20 protein-coding genes are annotated in these 16,779 nt (G+C 61.9%); 8 read left to right on the top strand and 12 right to left on the bottom strand.

Annotated features, from left to right (window positions below):
• Window positions 1–55: 55 nt before the first annotated feature.
• From HX792_RS08810 to HX792_RS08800, 3 genes are all read right to left on the bottom strand, one after another.
• The gene (locus HX792_RS08810; protein ID WP_176996169.1) at window positions 56–1,219 is read right to left on the bottom strand and encodes a lipase family protein; all 1,164 of its coding nucleotides are present in this window, start codon (window positions 1,217–1,219) and stop codon (window positions 56–58) included.
• Between the two features lie 6 nt (window positions 1,220–1,225).
• Complete coding sequence (locus HX792_RS08805) at window positions 1,226–1,813, bottom strand: NUDIX domain-containing protein (protein ID WP_176995705.1); 588 nt, start codon at window positions 1,811–1,813, stop codon at window positions 1,226–1,228.
• A 179-nt stretch (window positions 1,814–1,992) separates the two neighbouring features.
• Complete coding sequence (locus HX792_RS08800; protein WP_176995704.1) at window positions 1,993–2,862, bottom strand: SDR family NAD(P)-dependent oxidoreductase; 870 nt, start codon at window positions 2,860–2,862, stop codon at window positions 1,993–1,995.
• Window positions 2,863–3,024: 162 nt separating this feature from the next.
• Here HX792_RS08800 and HX792_RS08795 point away from each other — a divergent pair, with 162 nt between their 5' ends.
• The gene (locus tag HX792_RS08795; protein WP_176995703.1) at window positions 3,025–3,951 is read left to right on the top strand and encodes an alpha/beta hydrolase; all 927 of its coding nucleotides are present in this window, start codon (window positions 3,025–3,027) and stop codon (window positions 3,949–3,951) included.
• A gap of 192 nt (window positions 3,952–4,143) precedes the next feature.
• On the opposite strand, the gene HX792_RS08790 is transcribed toward HX792_RS08795, so the two are convergent.
• Entirely contained in the window at window positions 4,144–5,304 is a 1,161-nt protein-coding gene (locus tag HX792_RS08790; protein ID WP_176995702.1) for an alpha-hydroxy acid oxidase, read from the bottom strand.
• Between the two features lie 121 nt (window positions 5,305–5,425).
• On the opposite strand from HX792_RS08790, the gene HX792_RS08785 reads away from it, so the two are divergent.
• A complete protein-coding gene (locus tag HX792_RS08785) occupies window positions 5,426–6,211 on the top strand; it encodes a DeoR/GlpR family DNA-binding transcription regulator (protein WP_176995701.1) in 786 nt (261 codons plus the stop codon).
• Here HX792_RS08785 and HX792_RS08780 read toward each other — a convergent pair.
• Together HX792_RS08780 and HX792_RS08775 are read right to left on the bottom strand one after the other, a co-directional pair.
• Window positions 6,176–6,913 carry a DUF72 domain-containing protein gene (locus HX792_RS08780; RefSeq protein WP_371319336.1) on the bottom strand — a complete coding sequence of 246 codons (738 nt, stop codon included), beginning with the start codon at window positions 6,911–6,913 and terminating at the stop codon, window positions 6,176–6,178. The genes HX792_RS08785 and HX792_RS08780 overlap by 36 nt on opposite strands.
• Window positions 6,910–7,341, bottom strand: a complete 432-nt coding sequence (locus tag HX792_RS08775) for a DNA methylase (protein ID WP_176995699.1) — start codon at window positions 7,339–7,341, stop codon at window positions 6,910–6,912. Before HX792_RS08775 ends, HX792_RS08780 begins: the two co-directional genes overlap by 4 nt.
• 264 nt (window positions 7,342–7,605) lie before the next feature.
• On the opposite strand from HX792_RS08775, the gene HX792_RS08770 reads away from it, so the two are divergent.
• Window positions 7,606–8,166 carry a type 1 glutamine amidotransferase domain-containing protein gene (locus HX792_RS08770; RefSeq protein WP_176995698.1) on the top strand — a complete coding sequence of 187 codons (561 nt, stop codon included), beginning with the start codon at window positions 7,606–7,608 and terminating at the stop codon, window positions 8,164–8,166.
• 58 nt (window positions 8,167–8,224) lie between these two features.
• Here HX792_RS08770 and HX792_RS08765 read toward each other — a convergent pair whose 3' ends face one another.
• Window positions 8,225–8,431: a PLDc N-terminal domain-containing protein gene (locus HX792_RS08765; protein ID WP_176995697.1), complete on the bottom strand. Its 207-nt coding sequence runs from the start codon at window positions 8,429–8,431 to the stop codon at window positions 8,225–8,227.
• A 189-nt stretch (window positions 8,432–8,620) separates the two neighbouring features.
• Between HX792_RS08765 and HX792_RS08760 the strand changes: the two genes are divergently transcribed.
• Window positions 8,621–8,908 (top strand): hypothetical protein, encoded by a 288-nt coding sequence (locus HX792_RS08760; RefSeq protein WP_176995696.1) that lies wholly within the window; start codon window positions 8,621–8,623, stop codon window positions 8,906–8,908.
• 4 nt (window positions 8,909–8,912) lie between these two features.
• Here HX792_RS08760 and HX792_RS08755 read toward each other — a convergent pair whose 3' ends face one another.
• Both HX792_RS08755 and HX792_RS08750 read right to left on the bottom strand, forming a co-directional pair.
• Complete coding sequence (locus tag HX792_RS08755) at window positions 8,913–10,097, bottom strand: lysozyme inhibitor LprI family protein (protein WP_176995695.1); 1,185 nt, start codon at window positions 10,095–10,097, stop codon at window positions 8,913–8,915.
• 56 nt (window positions 10,098–10,153) lie between these two features.
• Window positions 10,154–10,564: a helix-turn-helix domain-containing protein gene (locus HX792_RS08750; RefSeq protein ID WP_176995694.1), complete on the bottom strand. Its 411-nt coding sequence runs from the start codon at window positions 10,562–10,564 to the stop codon at window positions 10,154–10,156.
• Window positions 10,565–10,655: 91 nt separating this feature from the next.
• On the opposite strand from HX792_RS08750, the gene HX792_RS08745 reads away from it, so the two are divergent.
• Window positions 10,656–11,570 carry an aromatic alcohol reductase gene (locus HX792_RS08745; RefSeq protein WP_176995693.1) on the top strand — a complete coding sequence of 305 codons (915 nt, stop codon included), beginning with the start codon at window positions 10,656–10,658 and terminating at the stop codon, window positions 11,568–11,570.
• On the opposite strand, the gene HX792_RS08740 is transcribed toward HX792_RS08745, so the two are convergent.
• Window positions 11,545–12,090 carry a putative natural product biosynthesis protein gene (locus tag HX792_RS08740; RefSeq protein WP_176995692.1) on the bottom strand — a complete coding sequence of 182 codons (546 nt, stop codon included), beginning with the start codon at window positions 12,088–12,090 and terminating at the stop codon, window positions 11,545–11,547. The two genes, HX792_RS08745 and HX792_RS08740, sit on opposite strands and share 26 nt — an antisense overlap.
• Before the next feature lie 62 nt (window positions 12,091–12,152).
• Entirely contained in the window at window positions 12,153–12,536 is a 384-nt protein-coding gene (locus tag HX792_RS08735) for a DUF2946 domain-containing protein (protein ID WP_176995691.1), read from the bottom strand.
• 180 nt (window positions 12,537–12,716) lie between these two features.
• Between HX792_RS08735 and HX792_RS08730 the strand changes: the two genes are divergently transcribed.
• Window positions 12,717–13,325: an SCO family protein gene (locus tag HX792_RS08730; RefSeq protein ID WP_176995690.1), complete on the top strand. Its 609-nt coding sequence runs from the start codon at window positions 12,717–12,719 to the stop codon at window positions 13,323–13,325.
• Complete coding sequence (locus tag HX792_RS08725; RefSeq protein WP_176995689.1) at window positions 13,325–13,792, top strand: copper chaperone PCu(A)C; 468 nt, start codon at window positions 13,325–13,327, stop codon at window positions 13,790–13,792. The genes HX792_RS08730 and HX792_RS08725 overlap by 1 nt, the downstream gene beginning before the upstream one ends.
• 199 nt (window positions 13,793–13,991) lie before the next feature.
• Here the strand turns inward: HX792_RS08725 and HX792_RS08720 are convergent, their stop codons facing one another.
• Window positions 13,992–14,906 carry a LysR family transcriptional regulator gene (locus tag HX792_RS08720; protein WP_176995688.1) on the bottom strand — a complete coding sequence of 305 codons (915 nt, stop codon included), beginning with the start codon at window positions 14,904–14,906 and terminating at the stop codon, window positions 13,992–13,994.
• Window positions 14,907–15,104: 198 nt separating this feature from the next.
• Between HX792_RS08720 and HX792_RS08715 the strand changes: the two genes are divergently transcribed.
• Complete coding sequence (locus HX792_RS08715) at window positions 15,105–16,727, top strand: argininosuccinate lyase (protein ID WP_176995687.1); 1,623 nt, start codon at window positions 15,105–15,107, stop codon at window positions 16,725–16,727.
• Window positions 16,728–16,779 lie beyond the last annotated feature (52 nt).

The following is a 16,779-nucleotide window of genomic DNA, read 5'->3' as shown; positions in this document are numbered from 1 at the left end:
AGCCGCTGTAAGAGCGGAACCCATACCAGCCGTTACCGCAGCAACGGATATGTACTCACCCCCCACAATTCCCCCCAATCCCCTCCCCCCCAAACGCCCGCCGAACAAACCCCGTCGAATCCCCCAACGACCCATTCACTGTCCCCGAATGATCCAGCTCCGGATAAAAATGCCACTCCACCCGATCCCCCACCCCGCAAGCCTCCCTCACCAACGCCTTCTGCCCCGGCACAAACACATCACGGTCCTTACCCCCCGTCCCCAAAAACACCGGAACATCGGTTTTCAACGTGGGATACGCCGACTCACGATAAACCCGCTCCAGCGCCACCTTGGGCGAACGCTTGAAACTGTTATTGAACGTCAACCCATCCGCCACCACCCGCTGCTCAATGGCATGCAAGCAATCCTCCTGGCTGGCCTTGAACGCCGGTAAAGCCTTATCAGCCAAGTAATCGGTGGGCACAAAGGAAGGATCAAGCAACGCCGCCGTACTCAGCCGCAACAGATTGTAGGCAAACGTCGGCACCACCGAACGACGCGCCTCTTCAAGCTCAGGGCTTTTGCCGTGGGTGTGGGTCGAGGCATAAGGCGTGCCCGTCGCCACCACGCCGACAAGCTCCACCTCCGGCGCATAGGCCTTGGCCGACACCGCCGTGGCAAACGCCGCACGGCCGCCCTGGGATTGGCCAAACACCACCACCCGCCGAGACAGTTTGAAATCCCCCCCACCCACCGCACGGATGCTGTCGAGCACGCCATAAGCCAACGGGCGAGTCAGCCCGTAAGGGTGCAAACCCGGCGTGCCCAACCCCTGGTAGTCAGTGGCGACAATCGCATAACCCTGGTCGAGCCAGTAGTTGAGGTAGCGCGTATCCCGCGGGCTGCGCGCGTTCAGTGACGGCGCGCACCGGTCAGCGCTGCCCACCGTGCCGTGGGCCCAGGCCATCAGCGGCCAACCACCGGCAGGCGGTGTGCCCTTGGGCACGAACAGCGCACCGGACACCGCGATGGGCGTGCGGTTGTCGAGCCCGTCGGTGGAGGAATAAAGAATGCGCAGGTTCTGCGCGGCCGACGCCAGGCTTTGTTGCGACGTCAAGGCCTCGCTGCGCAGCAGCTTGCCTGGCACCGTCGGCACCGGGCCGTCCCAGGTGTAGAAACCCTCGGCAGCGCTGCTACTGCCCGCGATCAACACCCACAGCAACGCCCATACACGCATCGACAATCACCAGCCTTCTTTCAACATGCGCAGCTCCAGGTACTGCAACAGCATGAGGGTCTTGCCGTCGACAATCTCACCGCTCTGCACCATGACCAGGGCCTGCTCGAAGCCCAGCTCCAGCACTTCGATGTCCTCGCCCTCCTCCTCGATGCCGCCGCCACTGCCGACCTGGTCGCCCGGCTGGTACTCACCGATGAAAAAGTGAATGCGCTCGGTGACCGAGCCCGGGCTCATGAAGGCGGAGTAGATTTTTTCCACATGATGGACGCGGTAGCCGGTCTCTTCTTCGGCCTCCAGGCGGATGCGTTCTTCGGGGCTGGCGTTGTCGAGCAAACCGGCTGCCGCTTCGATCAGGTAGCCGTGGTAGTCGTTGACGAAGGTGGGCATGCGGAACTGACGGATCAGCAGCACGGTGCGTTGCGCACGGTTGTACAACAGGATGGTCGCGCCATTGCCCCGGTCGTAGACCTCGCGGGTCTGGGCCTGCCAGGTGCCGTCCTGGCGGCGCAGGTCGAAGCTGTATTTCTTGAGGATGTACCAGTTGTCCGAGAGGGTTTCTTCGGCGTTGATGCGAACGGGGCTGTTGTCCATGGTCGGTCCTTAGCGCGTGGAAGGTGGAGCATGTGGTTGCGCCAAGGCCAGCGTCAAGCGGATCACTTGCGGCTACAATCGCGCTCCACGAAGGTCTCTCCAGGCTCAAGGAAATGATGCTGCACATCCCGACGCTACGGATAGTGGTGCGCGTCCAAAGCGCGGGGGCGCAATCGAGTTCAGGTGCCAGCAACCGTCTGAGCAGGTGCCTGCTTGATGCGCGACCAGGCGGCGGCGACTTCCTCGGCGCTGTGCGCTTTTACCCGCGCCAGGTCACGCGGGTAATCCACTCCGGGGTTTTCCGTGAACCGCGTCGCGGTGAATTGGCCATTGCTGGCGCGCAAGATATAGCCCGTGTCGTCGCACTGCGCACTGGCCAGGAATACCACGCCCGGTGTCACCCAGTCCGGCTTGAGTTCGTCCGGCTCTTCAGTCACGCCCCACATGCGGGTCTTGGCCACCGGCGAGATCGCGTTGACGCGAATACCGGCCGGCGCGCCCTCATGGCTCAGCGCATTCATGATGCCCAGTTGCGCCATCTTGCCGGCACTGTAGGCCGCCAGCCCCGTCTGCTCGTACTGCGCATACATGGCGCGGTCGGAGGTGGTGAGAATGATGCGCGGTGAGCCGGAGCGCAGCAGGTGCGGCCAGGCGTGCTTGCACAACCAGAGTGGCGCGTAGAGGTTGATATCCATGGCCCGTTGCAGGAACGCGGGGTCGAGGTCTTCGATGGTCTGGTAGCCCACCCAGCCAGCGTTGTGGATCAGGATATCGAGCTGCCCGAAGGCCTCGATCGTGTGCGCGATCAGTTGCCGGCAACCCTCTTGCTGGGATAAGTCGCCCGCTACGCCGATCACCGCCAGGCCTTCAGCCTGCAACGCCTGGGCGGCGACCTGTACCACCGATGGGTCGGCACCTGCCCCCACCTGATCGGCCCCGATGTCACTGATCACCACCCGGGCGCCGCCCATGGCCAGCGCTCGTGCATAACTGAGCCCCAACCCGCGTGCGCCACCGGTGACAATCGCGGTTTTTCCTGTGAAATCCATAGACGTGCTCTCCTGTTCAGCTGCCCACCCTAACAACCCGTGACGGGTTTGTTCAATGCTGTAACACTTTGCAAGCTATCGCCCCTGACGGTGGTCGAATTAATTCCTTACTCACCGAGCCATCTGGTAAAACCCGTGCTTCGCCTTTGTCCTGGAACCTTCATGTCATCTCGTTTTATGTCCCGCCTGAGCCTGCGCTGGTTTCCCCTATTGTGCATGGCGCTGTTGATCGTCGGCCTGCCGGTGGGTTGCGCGGTGTTGCAACACAAGGAGCGCGAGCTGGTGTTTCGCATCGAGCCGGGCACGGCGGGTTGGTATACCGGCTTGCCGAAAGCGGTGCAGGAGTTCGACCTCAAGCCCGCCAGTTTCAAGTCGGGGCAGAATATTCACGGCTGGTGGTGGCCGGCAGACAAGAAGGACGCCCCGGCGATCCTCTACCTGCACGGCGTGCGCTGGAACCTCACCGGGCAGCTGTTTCGCATTGAGCAGTTGCACGCGCTGGGCTATTCGGTGCTGGCCATCGACTATCGCGGTTTCGGCCAGAGCCAGGGCGACCTGCCTTCGGAAACCAGCGTGTACGAAGACGCACGCATTGCCTGGGAACGCTTCCAGGTGCTGCAACCCGACCCAAGCAAGCGCCTGCTCTACGGCCATTCACTGGGCGGCGCCGTGGCCATCGACCTCGCTGCAGAGTTGAGCAAACAAAACCCGGTGCCGGTGCGCGGGCTGGTGATCGAGTCCACGTTCACCTCCCTGGCCGATGTCGCCACTGCAGTCGCCAACACCTCGTTGCCGGTGCGCTGGTTGCTGTCGCAGAAGTTCGATTCGATCGACAAGATCGCCGAGGTACACATGCCGCTGCTGGTGGTGCACGGTCTCGACGACCGCTATGTACCGCCGCGTTTCAGCCAGCAATTGTTTGATGCCGCCCAGGACCCCAAGCGGTTGTTGCTGGTGCCCGGTGCCAGCCACAACAACAGCATGAGCCTGGCAGGCCGTAGCTATGGCCAGGCGCTGGACAATCTGATGCGCACGAAGGTGCCAGCACAGGTGGTGACACACTCCACAGGTCGCAACGGCGACTCCTGAAAGCACTTTTCGGCACCCGGTCTGCGCTTGGCTGTCAAGCGCAAACCCTGCCCATACTGGCCCGCGCCGGCAGTTGATCAAATATTAACCGCGGGTTAAATCGCCAACCCTGCCGGGCCTTCGTAAAGTTATCCACAGAGATACCCACGGTTTTCGTGGACAACTCTTTTTATTTTTTTACGATTTTTTTGCTCAATAAATGCTTTCGGGAAATGTACCCGGCAGCAAAATTTCGCGGTTCACATCGCGTATATCGTTATAGCCGCACAACGCCATCGACACGTCCAACTCACGGGCGATGATGTCCAGCGCCTTGGTCACACCCGCCTCGCCCATCGCACCCAAACCGTACAAATGCGGCCGCCCGATCAGGGTGCCTTTTGCGCCCAGTGCCATGGCCTTGAGCACGTCTTGCCCGGAGCGAATGCCACCGTCGAGCCACACTTCAATCCGTTTGCCCACGGCCTCGACGATTGCCGGCAACTGGCTGATGCTCGACGGCGCGCCGTCCAACTGGCGGCCGCCGTGGTTGCTCACCACCAATGCATCGGCGCCGGAATCGGCCGCCAGCCGCGCATCTTCCACATCGAGGATGCCCTTGATGATCAGTTTGCCGCCCCAGCATTGCTTGATCCACTCCACATCGTCCCAGCTCAGGCGCGGGTCGAATTGCTGGGCGGTCCAGGATGACAACGAACTCATGTCGGCCACGCCTTTCACATGCCCGACGATATTGCCGAAACCACGGCGCTTAGTGCCGAGCATGCCCATCACCCAGCGCGGTTTGGTGGCCATGTTGAGGATGTTCGGCAAGGTCAGTTTGGGCGGCGCCGACAAGCCATTGATCAAGTCCTTGTGACGCTGCCCGAGGATCTGCAGGTCCAGGGTCAGCACCAATGCGTCCACGCCTGCGGCCTTGGCGCGCTCGATCAATTGCTCGATAAACGCGCGGTCGCGCATCACGTACAACTGGAACCAGAATGGTTGGCCGACGTGTTCGGCAATGTCTTCCAGTGAACAGATACTCATCGTCGACAAGGTGTAGCGCAGGCCAAAAGCGGCAGCGGCGCGGGCGGTGAGGATCTCGCCGTCGGCATGCTGCATGCCGGCCAACCCGGTCGGCGCCAGAGCCACCGGCATGGCCATGTCCTGGCCGATCATGGTGGCGCGGATCGAGCGCGAATCGATGTTGCGCGCCACCCGCTGGCGGAATTTGATCTGGGCAAAATCGCTTTCATTAGCCCGGTATGTGCTTTCAGTCCAGGAGCCGGAATCGGCGTAGTCGTAAAACATCCTTGGGACACGTTTTTGCGCGAGCTTGCGTAAGTCTTCGATGGTTGTGATCAACGACATCGGGGTCACCTCTCCCTGAACTGAACACAGAGAGTAAGCGTAGATCTGCGATACAACCAGCCATTGCGTTTACATCACCCGAGGGCTAATCTCGCACAAACCCGCAAAAAGACGCACAAACATGCAAAACACCCATCAAGCAATCGACCTGCCTTCGTTGCGCAAACAGAAGATCCTGTTGCTGCTGGAGCGCGACGGCAAAGTCACCGCCGCCGAACTGGTGGAGCATTTTGCCGTGTCCCAGGACACCATCCGCCGTGACCTCGGCGAGCTTGCGGCAGCCGGTCTTTTGCAACGTGTCCACGGCGGCGCCCTGCCCCGGCCCAAAGACACCGGCAAGGATTTTTTCACCCGCGTCGGCGAGACCAACGACGCCAAGCGCCAGCTCGCGCAATTGGCCGCAGACCGTGTGGAAGACGGGCAGATCGTGCTGTTCGATTCCGGCTCGACCACCCTGAAAATCGCCCAGTCCTTGCCACGCAACATCCGCCTGACCGTGGTCACGCCGTCACCGATGATTGCCATCGCACTGGCGGATCATCCCAACGTAAAAGTGATTGTGGCGGGCGGCCAGCTCAACCCGGCGACCCTGTCCACCAGTGGGCATGAAACCGTTCGGCTGATTGAAAGCGTCAAGGCAGACCTGCTGTTTACCGGCGTGTGCGCGCTGCACCCGCAGATCGGCATCAGCTCGCTGCATTTCGATGAAGTGGCGGTCAAGCAAGCCCTGCTCGACAGTGCTTCCCACGTGGTAGCAGTGACCATGGCAGACAAACTCGGCGCCGTGGAACCCTTTGTGGTGGCGCCGTGCAACCGCATCCACACACTGATCACCGAATGGCATGTGCCAAGTGTGGAGGCCTACGAGCAGTTAGGCTTGGAAGTGTTGCGGGTAGAGGTCGAGTAGGCACAGCGCATCGGCCACCGCATGCCCGCTGGCGGTGTTATCAAAAATGCACCATGTGGGAATGCCATGTGCAACAGATGGGTCGAGCCGTCGCGCAAACGCCTGCACGCGCTCCGGGCCATAGGCGCTGTGATAGAGGTGCGGCGAACCATGCAGGCGCCAATAGCGCACGCCTTGCCATCCACTCGGGCTCACTCCGTGTTCGATCACAGGAGGGTCAGCAGCCACCCGCGCTACCTGGAAACGCTCCAACAATGCCTCGGCCTTGAGCCAACTGGCGTGACGCGGTTCAAGCACGACAGCGCCGGAAAAACGCTGGCGCAGTGTGGCGAAAAACATTGCGGCCACCACCGGTTCATAGCTCAGTGAGGGAGGCAACTGCACCAATAGGCAGCCCAGTTTTTCACCCAAGTGCAGGCATTGCCCAATGAACTCATCCAGCGCTGTTTCGCAGTGCTGCAAGCGCAGTTCATGGGTAATGTGCCTGGGCAGCTTGACTGAAAAACGAAACGTCGATGGCACCGACTGGGCCCAGCGCTCATAGGTCTTGGGCAGGTGTGGACGGTAAAATGAACTGTTGATTTCCACCGCATTCAAGCGCGCTGCATAACGTTGCAAATGCGTACCTTCGCCTTCAAAGGCTGACGCAGATTGCCGAGGCAAGCTCCAACCGGCGCAGCCCACTGACAGCGGCGCAATCAAAACAGCACCGCGGCTGCATCGCGCATGAAAATCTCAATGGTCTTGGGGCCCACACCATCGAATTCGGCAAGGCGTTTTTCAAATGACTGGCGGTCTTCACTGGCGTCACGCATCTGCGTGATGTTGCCCGCGTATTGCGCATTCAACCTGGCACTCAGGTCGAGCAGGCGTTGCGCCGTGGACTCGTCGTAACGCACGTAATGTGCACGCCCGAGCATAGCGACCAATTGAGCCGAGGTGCAATGCTGCAGCTTGCGCGCCGTATCGCAGCCCTCCTCCTCGACAATCACCCGATAAGCCTGGGCCGCGATGGGCGCTTGAATGCGCTTGCCCATGAGAAAACTGGCGATAAACCACTTGAACAGGCTGTTGTCGTCTTCCGACGTGAGGTCGATGCCCAGTTCTGATGCACTAATCGAACGGGCCATGGTTATTCCCCCAGCGTGGGATCATGGCTTTTTTCATCACAGGCGAACGGGATCATGGCGATGGCTCCTGGCAGTTGAACGGCCCTTGAAACAGCGGACTGTAAACAGCAGAGGCCCGCTCCCAGGTGATAGTTCAAGGAAGTTGCTCTGGCGGACCATCGGAGAAATAAACGCGAATTAATTTAAACCTTCGGCACACACGCCCGCTCAACAGACGGTAGTCACACCTTCCCATCCAACGTGCGCCACAGGAGACACCCCACCATGAGTTCCCGACTCACTGCCAAGAAGATCCTGATCATCACCTCCAACACCGGTATCGAGCGCGACGAACTGCTCAAGCCTCTGCAGCAACTGCGTGGCGATGGCGCGACCGTGACCCACGCCTCCAGCAAGGGCGGTACGACCCAGACCTTTGTGGGCGACACCGAGAAAGATAAGGCGGTGGAATCCGATGCCAAATTGTCCGAGGTCTCCAGCGCCGACTTTGATGCCCTGATCATCCCTGGCGGCACTGTAAATGCCGATACCCTGCGCCAGGACGCGGCAGCGCTCAAGCTGATCAATGAGTTCGTCAAAGCGGGCAAACCCGTGGCGGCCATTTGTCACGGCCCCTGGGCGTTGATCGACGCTGGTGTCATCAAGGGCAAGACCCTCACCTCGTACAAAAGCGTGCGCACGGACCTGATCAACGCCGGCGCGGCCGATTGGGTGGACGCACAGGTCAAAGAGTGCAAGGCCAATGGCTGGACGCTGATCACCTCACGCACGCCGGACGACCTGCCGGCATTCAACGACGCGATTGCCAAGGCCGTTGCCGGTTGATGGCCCACCGTTGAATGAAAACAGGCGCCCTGAGGCGCCTGTTTTTTTACCTGCTACTTCAGCTTCGACGCTGATCAGGCATCTCGCGTTTAGGCCCGAACATGGCCCAGGCGATAAGCCCGAACAGCGGTACGAAAATCAGAATGATCAGCCACAGCCCCTTGGTCTCCCAACCACCGGTGCTGCGTAATACGATGTTGATCGCCCACAGCTCCAACAGCAGCAAAATCACCGCCAAACCGATCCAGACATAGTCTATTTGCATGCGTCACCTCCTGAGGTCGTATGCATTAGGTCAAGGGATCGGCGTGAGGGTTCATTAAAACTGCCCGGCGATGGCCTTTCGTCGCGCACGGGGAAATTTTCCAAACTTTGGTTCCACACCATGACTCCCAATTAGTGAGCCGCCTTGAATTGACCCGGAGGCGACGAAACATGGAAAAGGGATCACGTCATGAAGACCGATATCTCGCGCAACATCGTGTTGATCATCTGCCTCGCCGGATGGCTGGGCAGCCCGGCCTACGCGGCCTTCGGCGATGACACCAGCCCACCGCCCAGCTTGAGCGGGGACAATGCCGCAGGCTCTGCCCTGCCGCCAGGCACCTACCCCAGCAGCCCCGCCGACAGCGACAAAAAAGCCGATTCGACGCCGAAAAAAGACAGCGCCAAACCGACCCCCAAACCCAAGCACCGCAGCGATAAAACCCCGCCGAGCCGCACACCTCGCACCGGGAGTTAGCGGCTTATTCGCTGCCGTCGTAGTCGCCGATAAAGTCCAGGCGCTGGTCCAGCCACTGCCGGACAATTTCCCGCGCTGCCCTGCGTGCGTCATCGGCCGATAGCCCGCGCTCGCGCTGCAACCAGGTCGCCGTCACTTGCCGTACAGGCTCGATGGCGGCCAGTGCCTGCTGACGGGATTTTTTTGGCCATAGCGCGTCATCGGTCCAGCTGCTTATAGCGGCGGCGGGATCTTGCGCGGGCGCGGCCGGTGTGAGGAAGTCCCGTGGCGAGACCGTGGCACGAAGCCCCAGCACATTCCACGCGGCATAGCTGGCAAAGCGGATGGTGCCGGTATTGCCGCTGGCCTTGTCGATGGCGGGGTCGAAACCAGCTTCCAACTGGGTCCAGGGCGCCTGTTTGAACAGGTCACCCTGAGGCGCGCACACCGGGGCGAACGTGTCGCGGGTGGAGCCATACAACGGCCCGAACGCCGCGTAGGCATCAGCGCCGTGGCGACTGAACACAAAGCAGTGCACATAGGCGCGCTGGTCGCCGAAAAACGCGTACTGCGCACGCTCGATCATCATGCGCAGCAGGGTCAGCATGACCTGGTCGCGGCTGACCTTGGGGTCGTTGTCCAGGTCCTGGTAAATCCCCCAGGGGAAGCTGTCGGTCTTGAGCACTGCCAACACCTGCTGGCGGTTGGCGTCGGCTTCTTCAGCGGTCACCCCGCTGGTGGGTTCGAAACGTTGCAGGTACACCAGCCACGCCGCCGCCAGCTCACTCGAGGGGTAATCGCGCAAGCCTTTGGCGGCGTCGGCCGGGCGGTCGGGAAGACTCGCGATGATCGCGTCCAGCTCGGCAGTGTCCGGCTGGGTGAGCTTGCCCACTTCGACCACTCGCTGGCTCAACAAGGGTTGCAGGCAGGTGACTTCAACGCCGCAAGCATTGCGGGTTTGCAGCCAGGCGCGTTGGCCGTTGCGCAACGCCTCACGCGGCGCACCTTCGAGCTTGCCCATGGCACGCCGGTAGTGCTCGCCCAGCGTGGTGTCGAGGCGGCTCAATTCGGCATTGGCGCAGAGCGTCTGCTCGACGGGCGTCGTGGCTTTCCTGCAATCAAAGGAGGCGGCCCAGGCCGGTGTGCCGGCACCCAGCAATACTCCGGCAAGCCACAACAACGAAGCGTATTGTTTGACCCTGCAATCCATGGCAATCCTTGAAGGTGAGGCGTTGAAGGCGCGTAGTGTGCCGCGCCTGTTGCCGATTACAAAGCCTCATCTCGGGTGGCATCAAAGCGTTCCCGCGCCTGGCGAAACGCATCGGCGTTGTCCACCACCCAATTCCACAGCGGGAACATGTTCACCAGTAGCTGCGTGCCGAGGGATGACAGTTCGTATTCGACCTTGGGCGGCACTTCTTCGAAGTCATGGCGCAGCACCAGGCCATCGCGTTCCAACTGGCGCAGCGTGCGGGTGAGCATGCGCTGGGTCACGCCTTTCATGCGCCGGCCGATCTCGGCATGGCGCAACCGGCCGTTCACGCCCAGCACATGCACGATCCCCAGGGACCACCGGTTGCCGGCATGGGTCAGCAGCTCGCGCTTGAGGCCGTCATCGTCTGCGCTCAGGGCATCGCAGGCCGCTTGCGAGCGTCGGATGATCTCGTGGTTATCCATGCTGTTCTCCCGGTATCACTGGTGTGCCTTCTTATGCGTGGCGACTAATTCTGCAAGCATGCCACGACTTTCAACCTCGACGGAGAACCCTATGACCCCTTCTTCCATTCTGGTACTCGGCGCCGGGGAACTGGGCATGGCTGTGCTGCAAGCGCTGGCCGCTTCAGCCGCGTCACACACCACGCGAATAGCCGTCGTGCTGCGCCCTGCCAGCCTGCAATCGGCCACCGCCCGGCAGCTGCAAACATTGGGTATCGAGTTGCTCGCCGGCGACTTGCAGAACGATAGCCAAAGCACCCTCGCCGCGCTTTTCGCGCCCTTCGCCACGGTCATCTGTTGCACCGGGTTTGCCGCAGGCCCGGGCACCCAGCGCAAGCTCGCACGGGCGGCCATCGAAGGCGGCGTGCAACGCTATGTGCCGTGGCAGTTTGGTGTGGACTACGACGTGATCGGCCGTGGCAGCCCGCAGGACACCTTCGATGAACAACTGGATGTACGCGACCTGCTGCGCGGCCAACAAGGCACGCAGTGGCTGATCATCTCCACCGGGATGTTCACCAGTTTCCTGTTTGAACCGTCCTTTGGTGTGGTCGATTTACCCAACAATACCGTGCATGCCCTGGGTGATTGGGACACCGCTGTCACCGTCACCACCCCAGAGGATATCGGCCGGCTGACCGCGCAGATCGTGCTGGCTGAACCGCCACTCACCAACCAAGTGGTGTTCACCGCCGGCGACACCCTGACCTACGGGCAACTGGCCGATACCGTGGACGCAGTGCTGGGCATTAGCCTCGAACGCACGCCCTGGTCAGTGCCGTTCTTGCAGGCGGAACTGGCAGAGACGCCGGACGACAACTTGAAGAAATACCGCGCCGTGTTCGCCCAAGGCCACGGCGTGGCCTGGGACCCCGCCGTGACCTTCAATGCACAGCACCAGATTGCGGTGACAGACGTCAAAAGTTGGATCCGCCAGCACCTCACGGCACCAGCAACCACCCGCTGAACTCACCCCGCACCGTCAACGGGCACCAGGCGAAATCCCCCACCGGCGTCGGCAACGGCTGACGCTCGGCAGCGGGCAACGCGTCGCCCTTCCAATCGAATACCCGCGTACCTCGCCAGGCCAGGACCACACCCCGGGCCTGGCTGTCGTCCGTGTTGACCCAGCACGCAGCCGCAGCGGCCATGAACGCTTCGATCGGTTCGTCGTCGATCTGCGTGCGATAGGCCGAGCCGAGCAGCCAGCGGCAGATATTCAGGTGATAAGTCCAGTCCAGCGGCGGCTGGTTACGGTAGGCCCAGGTCATGAAGCTGCGGAACAGGTTCAGGCCTTCCGGTGGGTCGAGCTTGAGCAACGCCGGGCAGATGTCGAACAAGGTGTGCCAATGGGGCAGCAGGCGTGCATCCAGGTGCACGAAACAACGGGAATTGCTCGGATAGTCAGGCAGAGTCGGTTCTGCGCGCAGGCGACGGGACGCCTTGCTGACCAGGCGGCGAGCGCCGGCAGGCAATACAGGGTTCATGGAACGCACTCACAGTCGTGACGATAGAACGCCCCCTGGTCACAGGAGGCCCAAGGCACACGTCAGAAAGCGGGAGAAGCGCGAGGGTTGGCCGACGGCCAGGAATATCGGGGCGGCGCCTTGCTGCGCCGTTCATGGGCCGGGCGTGGGATTTGCCCAAGGCCGAGCAACCAGGCCAGGCCGATCAGGAACACGATGGCGACGGTCACCGCGTTGCACACCGGGCAGGCAAAGTAGTTCGAGATGTTGCTGGACGCCGGGTTACTCAACCCTTTGTCGGAAAGTGGCGCCTGCTTGCCCTCCACGGAACAGAACGCGCCACCGATCCCGTTGAGCTGTTGGCCCATCATCTGGCCATGCCCCAAACCGCAGACGAACACGTTCATCAGCACGCAGAAGTACAGGGTCCAGGCGATCAGGGCGCGGTCGGGGTGGCTCAATTTCATGGCGGCGACTCTACCACCGAAGCCGCGCCCGGATGAAGCACGACGCGCCCCTGTGGCAGAACGTCGCAGATTACGTGGGCTGGCCCGGGTTGGTAGACTGTGCACCCGCATCGTTACTCCTTTCCCAAGCCTGATGTGCAGCTCCAGGGCAATGCAGGCGTTTCACAGGATGCACAGTTGATGAGTACGTTATTCACCCGCCGCAAAGTGCTGACCGGTATGGGCCTGTTGGGCCTGGGCAGCCTGCTGAGCGGCTGTGACTACAGCCCCAAGCTGAACTTCAAGTACGGCAAGGACCTCAGTGACAAGATCATGGGCCGCACCTTCAAGCTCAAGAACACCGACGGCGAGACCGTCACCCTGAGTTCGTACCGTGGTCTGATGCCGGTGGTGTTCTTCGGTTTTACCCAATGCCCGGCGGTGTGCCCCACCACCCTGGCACGCGCCGCCCAGGCCAAGAAGCTGATGGGCCGCGACGGCGAGATCATGCAGGTGGTGTTCATCACCCTCGATCCCGAACGCGACACCCCGGAAATTCTCGACAAGTACGTCAAGGCCTTCGACCCCAGCTTCGAAGCGCTGTACGGCACCCCGGAAGAGATCGCCGTGGCCGCCAAGGAATTCGGGATCTTTTATGAAAAGATACCCGCCGGTGATACCTACACCCTGTCCCACACCGCCACCAGTTTTGTCTTCGACACCCGTGGCAACCTGCGCCTGGGCCTGCAGGCGTCCCTTACCGCTAAAGAGTGCGCAGAAGACCTGCTCACCGTCATGGAGGTCTGCTAATGACTGCCGTTCAACACCTCAAGCGCCTGACCCTCGGCCTCACCCTGCTGGGCCTCGCCGCCCACGCCAGCGCCCAAGTGCTGGTCACCGACGCCTGGGTGCGCGCCAGCGTGCCGGGCCAGCCGTCCAGCGGTGCGTTCATGACCGTCACCGCCGACAGCGACAGCAAGCTGCTGAGCGTAGCCTCGCCGGTGGCCAAGGACGTGCAGATCCATGAGATGAGCATGAAGGACGACGTGATGCGCATGGGCCCGGTGGACTCGGTTGCCCTGCCCGCCGGCAAGGCGGTCACCCTCGACCCGAATGGCTACCACGTGATGCTGATGGGCCTGACCGGCCAGATCAAGGAAGGCGACCAGGTGCCGCTGACCCTCACGGTGCAAGACGCCAAAGGCAACAAACAAACGATCGACATCAAGGCCCCCGCCCGTGCCCTCGACGGCATGGACCACAGCAAAATGCACTGAGCGGGTCTGATGTTATCGGCTGCAGGCCTGTTCTGGATTGCGGGCTTGTTGTGGCGAGCGGGCTTGCCCCGCGTTGGGTCGCGAAGCGGCCCCAAACCCAGGCACCTCGATTTAACTGATACACCGCAGTGGCCCACAACCTAGGGCTGCTTCGCAGCCCAACGCGGGGCAAGCCCGCTCGCCACAGTCATCACAACACCTATGTCCGATCGCCCATCGGAACAGCAGGCGGTTGGCGCAGGAAGTCGATCAGGGCCCGCAGTTTGCGGCTGACGCGGCGGCGGTCGGGGTAATACAGGGTGTACCCGGGCAGCGTCGGGCACCAGTCTTCGAACAGGCTCACCAGTTCACCTCGCGCAATCAGCGGGTCGATATGCCCGCTGATCATGTAGCCGATCCCCAAGCCGTCCAGCACGCTTTGCACCAGCGCCGATGAGTCATTGACGATCATCCGCCCGCTCACCGGCAACAACAGCGTTTCCTGGCCCCGGGCCAAGTCCCAACGTTCCACCACGCCACTCGACGCACGAAAGCCGATGCAGTTGTGCTGCAGCAATTCGCCCGGGTGTTTCGGCGTGCCGTATCGGGCGAGATAGCCAGGGGACGCGATCACATGCATACGCAACGCCGGCCCGACCTTGACCGCCACCATGTCTTGCTCGACGAAATCCCCAAAGCGAATGCCTGCATCGAAGCCCAGGCGCACGATGTCGACCAGGGCATTTTCCAGGGTCAGTTCCAGGTCAATCTGCGGGTGGGCTTCCAGAAACGCCGACAACAGCGGTTGCAGCACCGTCAGGTAGCCGGCGCGGGGCACGTTGAGGCGCAGCAGGCCGGACGGCAAGCCGCTGCTGTCGCCCACCTCCTGGGCCGCTGCCGTCAGTGCGTTCACGGCCGGCTGCACCTTGGCCAGGAAACCCGCGCCCGCTTCCGTCAGGCTCACGCTGCGGGTGGTGCGGTTGAACAGCGCGACACCCAGGCGCTGCTCCAGGTTGCGGATCACCTGGCTCACCGCCGAGGGCGACACGCCCAGGCGCACGGCGGCGGCCGAAAAGCTCGCGTGTTCGGCGACACACACAAAGGTCACCAGCCCGTCGAGTTGATCCTGGCGCATAGGTTGCTCCGCAGAAAAGGCACGGTATAGCACAGCCATTGTGAAGAATGGCTTCAAAGCCTTAACGACATACACAAAAGCTCTGCGATCAACACTTACTATATATTTTCAATCTGCAAACAGACCCGATAGCCTGATTCTGCCGCCCTCGCCTGCGCGACAGCGGCCCACAATTCCAAAAATAAATCGGGTATCCCTGTGAACACATCCCCTCGCGCCCTGAAAAGCCTGCTCCACCTGGCGGTGGCTTTCGCCCTCTTCAACAGCTTCGGCGCCCAGGCGGCCAATACCGGCGAGCTGCCGTGTGCCACCACCGAACAATGCGCTGCCCAAGCGGCGAAAGTCGGCGCCACGCCCGACAGTTCGCAAACCGAACACAAAGCCAAGGGCGACCCGACCCAGACCCAGTTCGCCTGGCTGAACCGCATCAACAAAGCCTCGATTGTGATGCTCACCGAAGAAGGCATCGTCAAGCCCGAGATGGGCCAGAAGATCGCCGGTGGCGTGCGCTACGCCATCGCCCAGGCCGACCAGCCCGGTGGCACGCGCCCGAGTGACGTGCTGCAACTGGAAAAAATCATGACCGACAAGATCGGTCCCGAGGCCTCGCTGATCCACTCCGGCCGCAGCCGCCAGGACATGCTCGCCACCTACCGCCTGGCCGCCTTGCGCAGCCAGGTGTTGGCCTACAGCGAAGCCCTCAACGCCACGCGCCTGCGCCTGCTGAACATTGCCGATAAAAACGTCGACACGCTGGTGCCCGCCTACACCAATGGCGTGCAGGCCATGCCGATCAGTTATGCGCATTACCTGCTGGCCTTCGAGGCCGCGTTCGACCGCGACGGCCAACGCATCCGTGAGCTGTACACGCGCCTGAACAAGAGCCCGATGGGCACGGCAGTGCTGGCGAACTCGGCGTACCCGCTGAACCGCGAGCGTCTGGCCGAGTTGCTGGGCTTTGATGGAGTGCGTGAGAACTCGCTGGATTCGAGCCAAGTGTCGACCTATGACATCCCGATTGAAGCGGCCAACCTGGCCTCGTCTTCGGCGATCCGCGTGGGCGCGATGATCGGCGACATCCACACCCAGTACCACCAGATCCGCCCCTGGTTGCTGCTGGATGAAGAAGCCACCTACACCAGCAGCGCGATGCCGCAAAAACGCAACCCGGGCTTGTTGATGCGTGCCCGTGAGAGCGCTTCGGACGTGGTCGGCCTGGCCCAGGCGGTGACCCTGCGTGCCCACAACGTCACCACCGGCATGACCGACTACAAGTTCGCCTTCGACTCCCTGGGCGTGTTCCGCTCCACCAAGGAGATGTTCGAAGCCACCGACGCGGTGCTCGACGCGTTGCAGATCAACCCGCAGCGCGCACTGGAAGAGCTGGAGTCAGAATGGACCACCTCGATGGAGCTGGCCGACACCCTGGAACGCCAATTCAAGGTGCCGTTCCGCATCGGCCACAGCTTTGCCTCGCTGATCGTGACAGAAGCCCGCAGCAACGGCACCACGCCGAAAACCTTCCCGTATGCCGATGCGCAGAAGCTGTATAGCCAGGCGGCTGACAAGTACAAGTGGACGCCCAACACCTTGCCACTTGATGAGGCCGGCTTCCGCGCAGCGCTGTCGCCGACCACCATGGTGCAGACCCGCAAAGGCACCGGCGGCCCGCAACCGCAAGAGGTCAAGCGCATGCTGGTGGAGGCCCGCAAGACCCTGGAAGGCGATCAGCAGTGGCTGAAAGAACGACGTGAAAAGCTGCAGAACGCCGAAGGCAACCTCGACAAAGCCTTCGACAAACTGGCCAGCACCAAAGGCTGACACCTCACCTTGTAGGAGCCCGGCTTGCCGGCGATGGCGTCCTCAGGATCAC

The sequence above is a fragment of the Pseudomonas sp. B6002 genome, assembly GCF_013385985.1.
Classification (GTDB): domain Bacteria; phylum Pseudomonadota; class Gammaproteobacteria; order Pseudomonadales; family Pseudomonadaceae; genus Aquipseudomonas.
This window is presented reverse-complemented; position numbering and strand designations above follow the sequence as displayed.

Coding starts and splice junctions, on each gene's coding strand:
- HX792_RS08810 (WP_176996169.1), bottom strand. CDS start 1,219: ATGCGTGTATGGGCGTTGCTGTGGGTGTTGATCGCGGGCAGTAGCAGC.
- HX792_RS08805 (WP_176995705.1), bottom strand. CDS start 1,813: ATGGACAACAGCCCCGTTCGCATCAACGCCGAAGAAACCCTCTCGGAC.
- HX792_RS08800 (WP_176995704.1), bottom strand. CDS start 2,862: ATGGATTTCACAGGAAAAACCGCGATTGTCACCGGTGGCGCACGCGGG.
- HX792_RS08795 (WP_176995703.1), top strand. CDS start 3,025: ATGTCATCTCGTTTTATGTCCCGCCTGAGCCTGCGCTGGTTTCCCCTA.
- HX792_RS08790 (WP_176995702.1), bottom strand. CDS start 5,304: ATGTCGTTGATCACAACCATCGAAGACTTACGCAAGCTCGCGCAAAAA.
- HX792_RS08785 (WP_176995701.1), top strand. CDS start 5,426: ATGCAAAACACCCATCAAGCAATCGACCTGCCTTCGTTGCGCAAACAG.
- HX792_RS08775 (WP_176995699.1), bottom strand. CDS start 7,341: ATGGCCCGTTCGATTAGTGCATCAGAACTGGGCATCGACCTCACGTCG.
- HX792_RS08770 (WP_176995698.1), top strand. CDS start 7,606: ATGAGTTCCCGACTCACTGCCAAGAAGATCCTGATCATCACCTCCAAC.
- HX792_RS08765 (WP_176995697.1), bottom strand. CDS start 8,431: ATGCAAATAGACTATGTCTGGATCGGTTTGGCGGTGATTTTGCTGCTG.
- HX792_RS08760 (WP_176995696.1), top strand. CDS start 8,621: ATGAAGACCGATATCTCGCGCAACATCGTGTTGATCATCTGCCTCGCC.
- HX792_RS08755 (WP_176995695.1), bottom strand. CDS start 10,097: ATGGATTGCAGGGTCAAACAATACGCTTCGTTGTTGTGGCTTGCCGGA.
- HX792_RS08750 (WP_176995694.1), bottom strand. CDS start 10,564: ATGGATAACCACGAGATCATCCGACGCTCGCAAGCGGCCTGCGATGCC.
- HX792_RS08745 (WP_176995693.1), top strand. CDS start 10,656: ATGACCCCTTCTTCCATTCTGGTACTCGGCGCCGGGGAACTGGGCATG.
- HX792_RS08740 (WP_176995692.1), bottom strand. CDS start 12,090: ATGAACCCTGTATTGCCTGCCGGCGCTCGCCGCCTGGTCAGCAAGGCG.
- HX792_RS08735 (WP_176995691.1), bottom strand. CDS start 12,536: ATGAAATTGAGCCACCCCGACCGCGCCCTGATCGCCTGGACCCTGTAC.
- HX792_RS08730 (WP_176995690.1), top strand. CDS start 12,717: ATGAGTACGTTATTCACCCGCCGCAAAGTGCTGACCGGTATGGGCCTG.
- HX792_RS08725 (WP_176995689.1), top strand. CDS start 13,325: ATGACTGCCGTTCAACACCTCAAGCGCCTGACCCTCGGCCTCACCCTG.
- HX792_RS08720 (WP_176995688.1), bottom strand. CDS start 14,906: ATGCGCCAGGATCAACTCGACGGGCTGGTGACCTTTGTGTGTGTCGCC.